The 2,528-nt window shown below is 71.6% G+C and carries 2 protein-coding genes; one reads left to right on the top strand and one right to left on the bottom strand.

Annotation, left to right across the window (positions count from 1 at the left end; translation table 11 throughout):
• Nucleotides 1–156 precede the first annotated feature (156 nt).
• Nucleotides 157–1,110, bottom strand: a complete 954-nt coding sequence (gene paaX, locus C667_RS22140; RefSeq protein ID WP_004385659.1) for a phenylacetic acid degradation operon negative regulatory protein PaaX — start codon at nucleotides 1,108–1,110, stop codon at nucleotides 157–159.
• 191 nt (nucleotides 1,111–1,301) lie between these two features.
• Between paaX and C667_RS22135 the strand changes: the two genes are divergently transcribed.
• Nucleotides 1,302–2,138, top strand: a complete 837-nt coding sequence (locus tag C667_RS22135) for an ABC transporter substrate-binding protein (RefSeq protein ID WP_004385657.1) — start codon at nucleotides 1,302–1,304, stop codon at nucleotides 2,136–2,138.
• Nucleotides 2,139–2,528: the final 390 nt, after the last annotated feature.

The raw sequence follows: 2,528 nt of genomic DNA, 5'->3' as shown, positions 1-2,528 counted from the left end.
GGTTCAAATACACGCTGATCCGCCGCGCCGCCTTCACCCAGGGCATCGCGCTCAAGCACCCCCCCGTACGCGGCGGCAAGCCCGCGGGCGTCGCCACCGCCACGCGGCTCGGCAACGCCTGAACGGCCACGCGGCCGGGCGCCGGGCGGCGCCCGCTCAGCCCTCGGCCTCGTCGGTCCCCGCCGGCGGCAACTCCAAGCCGCCGAAGCGGCGGAAGAACTGCGCCGACGGCGCCGGCAGCGGACCTTCCGGGCTGGCGCAGCTGGCCTGCAGATGCCGGCACGCCGCACGCCAGCTCAGGCGATACAGCCGCGCGCACAGCTCGCGCGCCGCATCCCCGCGCCAGCGGTTGGGCATCACCTGCACCGGCAGCTGGGGGTCGTGCAGCAGCACGCGGCGGAACTCGTGCATCAACAGGGTCTGCACCAGGAAGGCCTGCTGCGGCTCCACCTCGCCCGCGCCGAAGGCGCGCAGCAGCGGCCGGAAGTGCTCGATGAAGGCGTCGTAGGTGGCCGCGATCGCCTGCAGGTCCCAGCACTCGCGCACCAGCTCGTCGGTGGCCGCCCCCGTCACCCCGTCCAGGCCGCGCGCGGTCAGCGGTACCACGCGGTCGCGCAGGCTGCAGCCGTCGAGGATGTTGCGCAGCGTCGAGGCGTCGTCGGTGGGGCGCAACAGCACGCCCGCGTTCAAGGCCCCGTAGCCCGCCCACGACAGCTCCCGGCGCAGGTTGTCCGCCACCCGCGCCTCGAGCGCGGAGGGCAGCATCACCACCTGCCAGGTCCCGCTCCAGCCCTCGCCCTCCGGCTCGAAGATGCGCCGCCACGCCGGCGCGAAGCGGCGCATGCCGGACGCGGCGAGGCGGTAGTAGCTGCGCCGGCCGACCTGCCCCGACTCCAGCCAGTCGTCCTGGACCAGCCGATAGACGCTGGTGCGCACCACGCGCTCGTTGAGCCCGAAGGGCGCCATCAGCCGGATCAGGTCGGCGAGCCACACCACGCCGCCGTGCACCGCGATCAGGTCGCCATACACCGAGATGATCAGCGAGTTGGCGCTGATCCGCCGTCCGGCGAGGTGGGCCTCGACCCAGCGTTCGATCACGCGGCTCTTCATGCTTTCTGGTCCATGTCCGTGTCGCACCGCGGCGTCCAGGCCGCCGCAGCCCTCCATCCTATGCAGGGCCGTTCATATTGATCCATCCCCCCCACCTGCCTAGATTGCCCGAGGCGCGTCCGTCGCCGCAGCCGCCGCGACGGCATTACAAGCACTCGGCCTGAGCCCGGCCCCAACCGAGGAGACTCCGCATGACCCGCAACACCCGCATCGCGCACATCCGCCGCAGCCTCGCCGGCATCGCCACCGTGGCGATCGGCCTCTTCGCCGCCCCGGCGATCGCCCAGCAGGCCGCCTCGATCGTCGTCGCCTCGACGACCTCCACTGAGCAGTCCGGGCTCTTCGGCCACATTCTGCCGCAGTTCAAACAGGCGACCGGCATCGACGTGAAGGTGGTCGCGCTCGGCACCGGCCAGGCGCTCGACGTCGGTCGCCGCGGCGACGCGGACGTGGTGTTCGTGCACGACGCCGCCGCCGAACGGAAGTTCGTCGACGAAGGCCACGGCATCGAGCACCGCCAGGTCATGTACAACGACTTCGTGCTCATCGGGCCCAAGGACGACCCCGCCACCACCAGGGGCAATGACATCACCGGCGCGCTGCAGAAGCTCGCCGCGGCCAACGGCAACTTCGTGTCGCGCGGCGACAAGAGCGGCACCCACGCCGCCGAGCTGCGCTACTGGAAGGCCGCCGCGGTCGACAACAAGGGCACGGGCTACAAGGAGTGCGGCTGCGGCATGGGCCCGGCGCTGAACATGGCGGCGTCGAGCGGCGCCTATGTGCTCGCCGACCGCGGCACCTGGCTCAGCTTCAAGAATCGCGCCGACCTGGCGGTGCTGGTCGAGGGCGACAAGCGCCTCTTCAACCAGTACGGCGTGATGGTGGTGAACCCCGAGCGCCACCCGCACGTGAAGCAGGCCGAGGCGCGCAAGTTCGTCGAGTGGGTGGTGTCGCCCGCCGGCCAGGAGGCCATCGCCGCATACAAGATCGAGGGCGAGCAGCTCTTCTTCCCGAACGCGGGAAAGTAAGGCGAGTGGGCGAGGGCTCCCCTGCCCACGGGAGCGACACGAGCAGCCGGGGCGAAGACGCGGATTCCAGGCGCCGCGGTTCTTGTGGAGCGCCGCGGTTCCGACCCGTGTAGGAGCGGCGCAAGCCGCAAACAGGGTGGCTCCTCCCGCGACGCGGGTGACGGCCCGCCGTCGCATTCGCGCCTTGCGGCGCTCCTACAGAAACCGCCGCGGTTGCGTCCCGTGTAGGAGCGCCACAAGCCGCGAACAGGGGAGGGCTTCAGGGCCAGCCGCGCACACTTGAGGCCGCGGGGCCGGGGCGGTGGTCGCCAACTTCAGGAGCGCCGAGGCGGAGGGCGTCGCGGGGGAAACAAGGCGACGCATGTCCGAGGAGCGCAGCGACGAGTTTGC

Origin of the sequence: Thauera phenylacetica B4P (genome assembly GCF_000310225.1) — a bacterium.
GTDB classification, from domain to species: domain Bacteria; phylum Pseudomonadota; class Gammaproteobacteria; order Burkholderiales; family Rhodocyclaceae; genus Thauera; species Thauera phenylacetica.
Note: the sequence above shows the minus strand (reverse complement) of the source record. Positions and strands in the feature narration are given on the sequence as shown.